This window comes from Nocardia sp. NPDC056541, assembly GCF_042794235.1.
Classification (GTDB): Bacteria; Actinomycetota; Actinomycetes; order Mycobacteriales; family Mycobacteriaceae; genus Nocardia.
In genome coordinates, this window is sequence record NZ_JBHTUD010000005.1 from 244,700 (window position 1) to 251,575 (window position 6,876).

Consider the following 6,876-nt stretch of genomic DNA (forward strand, 5'->3'; position numbering starts at 1 on the left):
AAGAATCTTCATACCAGAAGGAGCCGGTCCATGGCGAGAACTCCCCTGTTCCAACGCGCGACGGTGACCCGGATCATCAAGGAGACAGCCGACGCCCGCACCTTCGTCCTCGCTCCACACGAGGGCGCGGTGTCCTATGTCGCCGGCCAGTTCTGCACGTTCCGGGTGCGGGTCGACGATGTCGAGCTGTTCCGGTCGTACTCCATGTCGAGCGCGCCCGAAACCGACGCCGAGCTCATGACAACGGTCAAGCGGGTCGTCGGCGGCCGGGTGTCGAACTGGCTGATCGACAACCTCAGCGAGGGGGATGTGATCGAGATGAGCAGGCCGGCGGGCAAATTCTGTCTGCGCGAGAGCGAGCGCCCCCTGCTCGGCTTCTCCGGTGGCAGCGGCATCACCCCGGTCCTGTCGCTGGCCAAGAGCGCGCTGGCCACGACCGATCGTCGGGTGCGTCTGCTGTGTGTCGACCGTGACCGGGCGTCGGCGATCTTCGATGCCACCCTCGAGGAACTGGTCGCGCACTATCCCACCCGGCTCGAGGTGCTCCGGCATCTGGATGCCGACAGCGGGTTGCTCGATCCGGCCGCCGTGCGCGCCTTCGTCGGCGCCGACGCCGCGGCCGACAGCTACATCTGTGGGCCGGAGGCGTTCATGGCGATGGTGGAGGAAGCGCTGCCGGGTCCGGGCGCGATCTTCAGTGAGCGCTTCGGCGCGGCCGAACCGGTTGTCGCGGTGGCCGAACCGGAACCCACCGCCACGCCGGAGCCCGCCGCCACCGCGGGCACGGTCACCGTCATCCTCGGTCGCAAGAAGGTGACCGTGCCGCGCAATGCGGGCGAGACGCTGCTGGAGAGCGCGCGACGCGGCGGCCTCACCCCGCCGTTCTCCTGCGAATCGGGAAACTGCGCGACCTGCATGGCCGTACTCACCCAGGGCTCGGCGACGATGCGCGTCAACGACGCGCTCACCGACGACGAGGTCGCCGAGGGCTACGTGCTCACCTGTCAGGCGATTCCCGACACGGCCGAGACCACCGTGCGCTACGAGTGAGCGCCCGGCGCGCGACGACGGACCCCGGAACCTGAACAGGTTCCGGGGTCCGACTCCCCCTGGCTCGGTGCGTGATCAGTCGTTGTGCTCGCCCAAACGCGGTGGCGGGCCGTAGGTGGGCTCGTACCCGGCGATCCGAATCGGACTGCCCACCAGTCGATGTGGCCCCGCCTGCACCAGCGCCTCCGGCGTCGCCTCCAGCGCCTCGGGCAACGTCCGGACCGCCGCGGCCGGGATGCCGAGGGGCCGCAGCCGCGATTCCCAGCCCACCGCGGTGTCGGCCGCGAGCGCGGTGGTGACCGCCGCGAGCACCTCCTCACGCCGGCTCGCCCGCTCGACCATCGTCTCGAACCCCGCCACCGCCGCTTCCCCGGCGAAGCGCCGCCAGAATCCGTCGTGGGTGATGAACAACGCCAGATACCCCTCGGCGGTCGGAAACATCTGCGCGGGAACGTAATACGTGTGCGCCCCGAACGGGCGCCGCTGCGGCGCCGTGCCGTCGTTGAGGTAGGCCGAGGCGTGGTAGTTCAGCTGCGAGAGCATCACATCGCGCAGCGACACCTCCACCTGGCCGCCCTCGCCGGACACGATCTGCGCGAGCAGACCCAGCGCCGCGGTCAATCCGGTGGAGTTGTCGGCCGAGGAGTAGCCGGGCAGCGTCGGCGGGCCGGCGGGATCTCCGGTGAGCGCCGCGATGCCGGTGGCCGCCTGGATAACGTAGTCGAAAGCAGGGTCGTCACCGGCGTCCAAACCGAATCCGGTGATCGCGACACAGACGATGCGCTCGTTCCACCGGCGTAGCGCTTCGTAGGTCAGGCCGAGCCGGTGGATCGCCGACGGCTTCAGATTCACCAGCAGCGCATGTGCATTCACGGCCAGTTCCCCGAGCTGGTCCTGGCCGCGCGCGGTGTTCAGGTCGATGCTGATGCTGCGCTTGCCCCGGTTGAGGCTGGCGAAGTAGCTGTCACTCACCTGCCGTGAGATGTCGCCGCCCGCCGGTTCCACCTTGGTGACCTCGGCGCCGAGATCGGCGAGCATCATGGTGGCGTACGGCCCCGCCAGCATGGTGCCGACCTCGAGAATCCGGATGCCTGCCAGCGGTCCGGTCGCTGACCCGCCCCGCGCGCCGCGAGCACGCGAGAGCTGGAAGCTCTCGCCTCGCGCCCCGATCACCGTAAGTCCTTTGCCAAAGCGGCGATCATCTCCCTGGTGCGCCGTTTCGAGGCGACCAGCTCGTCGCGGGTGTCGCCGATGGGCAGCAGGCGCACCGACAGATCGGTGGCCCCGGCGTCGCCGTACCGGCGCAGCCCCTCGGCGATGGCGCTCTCGTCACCGGCGACGCAGATGTCACCGATGTCGCGGGCGTCGCCGGTTTCGAGCAACCGCTGGTAGTTCGGTGAGACCTCGGCTTCGCCGAGAATGCGGTTCGCTCTGGCCTTGGCTTCGGCGACCTCGGAGGGACGGCACAGACAGACCGGCAGACCGGCGACCACACGCGGCGCGGGACGGCCCGCCTCGGCCGCCGCCTTCGTGATGCGCGGCACGACATGGGCTCCCACCGCGCGCTCGTCGGCCATCCAGAGAATGGTCCCGTCGGCCTGTTCGCCGGCGATGCGCAGCATCACCGGACCGAGCGCGGCGACCAGCACCGGCACCGGGGCCACCGGCCCGAGGTCGAGCGGATTGTGCACGGTGAAGGTCGAGTTCTCGACGTCCACCGTGCCGGGCCCGCGCAATCCCGCGTTCAGCACCTCGAGATAGTCCGCGGTGTAGGCCGCCGGTTTCTCGTAGGGCAGCCCGAGCATGTCCGCCACGATCCAGTGGTGCGAGGGACCGATACCCAGCGCCAGCCGTCCGCCCGCCGCGGCCTGCGCCGACAGCGCCTGCCGGGCGAGAGCGACAGGGTGCTGGGCCTGCAGCGGCACCACGGCGGTGCCCAACTCGATCCGGGTGGTCACCTGTCCCATCAGCGCGATGGTGATCAGCGCGTCGAAATCGGTCGGGATCTGGGGTATCCACGCGGTGTCAAGGCCCGCCGACTCGGCCCACGCGATGTCGTCGAGCATCCGGGACAGTTTGCGGGCCGCATCGCCCTTCTCGGGCCCGATCATCACTCCGATACGCACGAATTCCTCCGTCTTCCACTACTTTTCGCGCGACCACGGTGGTCAGCGCCGCTGCGACCGACCCGACGCTCAGGTCGGGGACGGGGTATTGGTGAGCGCCCGGATCTCGGTGACGAGGGTGTCGAGCGAGGTTCCCGTCGGGAACACCGCCGCCGCACCGACTTCGAGCAGCCGCGCGACATCGGACTGGGGAATGGTGCCGCCGACGATCACGGCGATATCGCCCGCGCCCGCCGCGCGCAACGCCTCGACGGTGCGCGTGGTCAGCGAGACGTGCGCACCCGAGAGGATGCTCAGCCCCACGACGGCGACATCCTCCTGCAGCGCGATCGACACGATGTCCTCGATGCGCTGGCGGATGCCGGTGAAGATCACTTCGAAACCGGCGTCGCGCAGCGCGCGGGCGACGATCTTGGCCCCACGATCGTGGCCGTCGAGACCGGGTTTGGCGACGAGCACACGGGCGCTCATCAGAACACCACCGGCTGCTGGAACTCGCCCCACACGCCCTTGAGCGCGGCGGTCATCTCCCCCACCGTGCAGTACGCGTTCGCGCACTCGATCAGGTAGTGCATCAGGTTCTCGTTTCCTTCGGCGGCGGTGGACAAGGCAGTGAGGCTGGACCGGACCGCCACGGAATCGCGTTCGGCTTTCACCCTGGCGAGACGCTTCAGTTGCAGGTCGCGGCCCTCGGCGTCGAGTTCGTAGGTCGCGATCTCGGGCGCGGGCTCGTCGGAGACGAACCGGTTCACCCCGACGACCGGTTTGGTGCCGGCCTCGACGTCCTTGTGCAGCTGGTAGGCCTCATCGGCGATCAGACCCTGCAGGTAGCCGTCCTCGATCGAACGGACCATGCCGCCGTGGCGCTCGAGGTCGTCCATGATCTCGATGATGCGAGCCTCGGTCGCGTCGGTGAGCGCCTCGACGAAGTAGGAACCACCGAGCGGGTCGGCGACCCGGGTGACTCCGGTTTCGTAGGCCAGGATCTGCTGGGTCCGCAGCGCGAGCGTGGCGGACTCCTCGCTCGGCAACGCGAACGGCTCGTCCCAGGCCGCGGTGAACATCGACTGCACTCCGCCCAGCACCGAGGCCATCGACTCGTAGGCCACTCGCACCAGGTTGTTCTGGGCCTGTGGCGCGTACAGCGAGGCGCCGCCGGCGACACAGCCGAAGCGGAACATCGAGGCCTTGTCGGTGGTGGCCCCGTAGCGTTCGCGCACGATCGTCGCCCAGCGTCGGCGTCCCGCACGGTATTTGGCGATCTCCTCGAAGAAGTCACCGTGGGTGTAGAAGAAGAACGAGATCTGCGGTGCGAACTGGTCGATCGTCATCCGGCCGCGTTCGATCACGGTGTCGCAGTAGGTGACACCGTCGGCGAGAGTGAACGCCATCTCCTGCACCGCGTTGGCGCCGGCGTCACGAAAGTGCGCGCCCGCCACCGAGATCGCGTTGAATCTCGGCACTTCGGCCGCACAGAATTCGATGGTGTCGGCGATCAGCCGCAGCGACGGTTCCGGCGGCCAGATCCAGGTGCCGCGCGAGGCGTATTCCTTGAGAATGTCGTTCTGGATCGTGCCGGTGAGCTTCTCGCGCGGCACGCCCTTCTTCTCGGCGGCCGCCACGTAGAGCGCCAGCAGGATCGCGGCGGTGCCGTTGATCGTGAAGCTGGTGCTGATCTTGTCCAGCGGCATGCCGTCGAACAGGATCTCGGCGTCGGCGAGGGTGTCCACCGCGACGCCGACGCGACCGACCTCCTCGGTCACTTCCGGATCGTCGGAGTCGTAACCACATTGGGTCGGTAGGTCGAGCGCGACCGACAACCCGGTTCCGCCCTGGTCGAGCAGATATCGGTACCGGCGATTGGACTCCTCCGCCGTTCCGAAACCGGAGTATTGGCGAAACGTCCACAACCGACCCCGGTAACCGGAGGCGAAGTTGCCGCGCGTGAATGGGAAGCCGCCCGGTGCGGGCGGTGCGGCGGCCAGGTCCGCGGGTCCGTAGACCGGCGAGAGCGGGATGCCGGACGAGGTCTGTATCGGATCGTTCATCAGTGATTACGGTACTTGCAAAAAATGAGAATGCCAATACCATCGAAAGGGAATGCCGCTTCGATCCGCGGCGGGGACCAGCACTGAGGAGACCGATGTCCAGCGAGAACGCCGTACTCACCGACCGCACCCTGGTCATCTCCGGCGGCTCCCGCGGGATCGGTTTGGCCATCGCGCTGGCCGCCGCGCGGCGCGGGGCGAATCTGGTGCTGCTGGCCAAGACCTCGCAGCCGCACCCCCGGCTACCCGGCACCGTGCACACCGCGGTGGCCGAGGTGGAGGCCGCGGGCGGCAAGGCTGTCGCCGTGGTCGGCGACGTGCGCAACGAAGCCGACGTGGCGCGCGCTGTCGAGACCGCCGTCGAACGGTTCGGCGGCATCGACATCTGCGTGAACAACGCCAGCGCGATCGGCGTCGAACCGACCGAGAGCCTCTCGGCCAAGAAGTACGACCTGATGCAGGAGATCAACCTGCGCGGCACCTTCCTGCTCACCAAGGCCTGCCTGCCGCACCTGCGCGCCTCGGCGAACCCGCACGTGCTCACCGTGTCGCCGCCGGTGAACATGAACCCGCGCTGGCTCGGCGCCCACCCCGCCTACACGTTGTCCAAATACGGCATGACCCTGCTCTCGCTGGGCTGGGCCGCCGAGTTCGCCGACGCGGGCATCGCCGTGAATTGCCTGTGGCCCCAGACCTATATCGCCACCTCGGCGGTCGCGAACATGGCCGACGGCGACAATCTGCTCTCGTCGTCGCGCAGCCCCGAGATCATGGCCGACGCGGCGATCGAGATCCTGTCCCGACCCGCCCGCGCGGCCAGCGGGAACTGCTACATCGACGCGGAGGTTCTCACCGCGTCCGGCGTCGAGGATCTGTCGCGCTATGGCGGCGGCGACAGCCCGACGCTCGACCTCTTCCTCGACTGAGACCGGCTGAAGGACACACCGTGCATCCGACCATTCAGATCAGCGTCCGTCCGATCCTCGACTACTACGGCAAATGCCCGCGCTGTGGCTATCCCGCCGGCGCGGCGGAGACGATACGCAAGTCCCTCGACGGCGACATCGAACGCCACGTGGTGGCCACCTGTGAACTGCCGTGCGGGTGGTACGGGCCCGTGACCCGCACCACCATGACCGGTGGTGCGGCCGCAGCCGACCCCGCCGCCTGAACGACACCCCATCAGCCGCGAGAATCCGCCCCGGATCCTCGCGGCTGATGTCGGCAATCCCCCTGCCCCGCAAGGCTTCTGACAGCAGAAACCCGCCTCCGTGGGAGGCGGGTTTCTGCATTCGACCTTCTCGGACGCGGAGCTAGCTCTCGCCCAACGCGATCGCCATCGTCGGGCAGGCCGACGCCGCCGAGCGGACCTCCGATTCGGTGGCACCACCCGGATATTCGTCGACCACCACGGCCAGGTCCTCGGCGTTCACCTCGAACACCGTCGGCGCGATACCCGCGCACAGGGCATGGCCCTCACATTTGGTCCCGTCGACCGACACCCTCATGACCGTTCTCCGCCTTCGTTGTTTCTCGGGGTCGGGGCGGGCCCCCCCCCCGCCGGGGGCCGGGGGGTGTGTTTTTTAAAAAGCCCCCCCCGCAACGCCGGGCGAGCCCCGCGCCGTTCGAGCGCCCCAACAGGGCGCCCGGAA

General features: G+C 68.6%; 8 protein-coding genes. 3 read left to right on the forward strand and 5 right to left on the reverse strand.

Annotated elements, in window-relative coordinates:
- Positions 1-30 precede the first annotated feature (30 nt).
- Positions 31-1,050 carry a 2Fe-2S iron-sulfur cluster-binding protein gene (locus ACFQ9R_RS11070; protein ID WP_378990269.1) on the forward strand — a complete coding sequence of 340 codons (1,020 nt, stop codon included), beginning with the start codon at positions 31-33 and terminating at the stop codon, positions 1,048-1,050.
- Positions 1,051-1,125: 75 nt separating this feature from the next.
- On the opposite strand, the gene ACFQ9R_RS11075 is transcribed toward ACFQ9R_RS11070, so the two are convergent.
- The 4 genes from ACFQ9R_RS11075 to ACFQ9R_RS11090 form a co-directional block, all read right to left on the reverse strand.
- Complete coding sequence (locus ACFQ9R_RS11075; protein WP_378990426.1) at positions 1,126-2,148, reverse strand: CaiB/BaiF CoA transferase family protein; 1,023 nt, start codon at positions 2,146-2,148, stop codon at positions 1,126-1,128.
- Positions 2,149-2,219: 71 nt separating this feature from the next.
- Positions 2,220-3,176: an LLM class F420-dependent oxidoreductase gene (locus tag ACFQ9R_RS11080; RefSeq protein WP_378990271.1), complete on the reverse strand. Its 957-nt coding sequence runs from the start codon at positions 3,174-3,176 to the stop codon at positions 2,220-2,222.
- A gap of 69 nt (positions 3,177-3,245) precedes the next feature.
- Positions 3,246-3,647: a cobalamin B12-binding domain-containing protein gene (locus tag ACFQ9R_RS11085; protein ID WP_067444706.1), complete on the reverse strand. Its 402-nt coding sequence runs from the start codon at positions 3,645-3,647 to the stop codon at positions 3,246-3,248.
- Positions 3,647-5,224 (reverse strand): methylmalonyl-CoA mutase family protein, encoded by a 1,578-nt coding sequence (locus ACFQ9R_RS11090; RefSeq protein WP_067444704.1) that lies wholly within the window; start codon positions 5,222-5,224, stop codon positions 3,647-3,649. The genes ACFQ9R_RS11085 and ACFQ9R_RS11090 overlap by 1 nt, the downstream gene beginning before the upstream one ends.
- Positions 5,225-5,319: 95 nt before the next feature.
- Between ACFQ9R_RS11090 and ACFQ9R_RS11095 the strand changes: the two genes are divergently transcribed.
- Both ACFQ9R_RS11095 and ACFQ9R_RS11100 read left to right on the forward strand, forming a co-directional pair.
- Positions 5,320-6,150: an SDR family oxidoreductase gene (locus ACFQ9R_RS11095; protein ID WP_378990272.1), complete on the forward strand. Its 831-nt coding sequence runs from the start codon at positions 5,320-5,322 to the stop codon at positions 6,148-6,150.
- A 20-nt stretch (positions 6,151-6,170) separates the two neighbouring features.
- Positions 6,171-6,395, forward strand: coding sequence for a hypothetical protein (locus ACFQ9R_RS11100; RefSeq protein ID WP_378990274.1), 225 nt, complete (start codon positions 6,171-6,173; stop codon positions 6,393-6,395).
- A 142-nt stretch (positions 6,396-6,537) separates the two neighbouring features.
- Here ACFQ9R_RS11100 and ACFQ9R_RS11105 read toward each other — a convergent pair whose 3' ends face one another.
- Positions 6,538-6,732 (reverse strand): ferredoxin, encoded by a 195-nt coding sequence (locus tag ACFQ9R_RS11105; RefSeq protein WP_067444696.1) that lies wholly within the window; start codon positions 6,730-6,732, stop codon positions 6,538-6,540.
- Between the last annotated feature and the right edge of the window lie 144 nt (positions 6,733-6,876).

Bases quoted from the DNA above. Each gene is read 5' to 3' on its own strand.
- ACFQ9R_RS11105 (WP_067444696.1), bottom strand. From the start codon at position 6,732: ATGAGGGTGTCGGTCGACGGGACCAAATGTGAGGGCCATGCCCTGTGC.
- ACFQ9R_RS11085 (WP_067444706.1), bottom strand. From the start codon at position 3,647: ATGAGCGCCCGTGTGCTCGTCGCCAAACCCGGTCTCGACGGCCACGAT.
- ACFQ9R_RS11090 (WP_067444704.1), bottom strand. From the start codon at position 5,224: ATGAACGATCCGATACAGACCTCGTCCGGCATCCCGCTCTCGCCGGTC.
- ACFQ9R_RS11070 (WP_378990269.1), top strand. From the start codon at position 31: ATGGCGAGAACTCCCCTGTTCCAACGCGCGACGGTGACCCGGATCATC.
- ACFQ9R_RS11095 (WP_378990272.1), top strand. From the start codon at position 5,320: ATGTCCAGCGAGAACGCCGTACTCACCGACCGCACCCTGGTCATCTCC.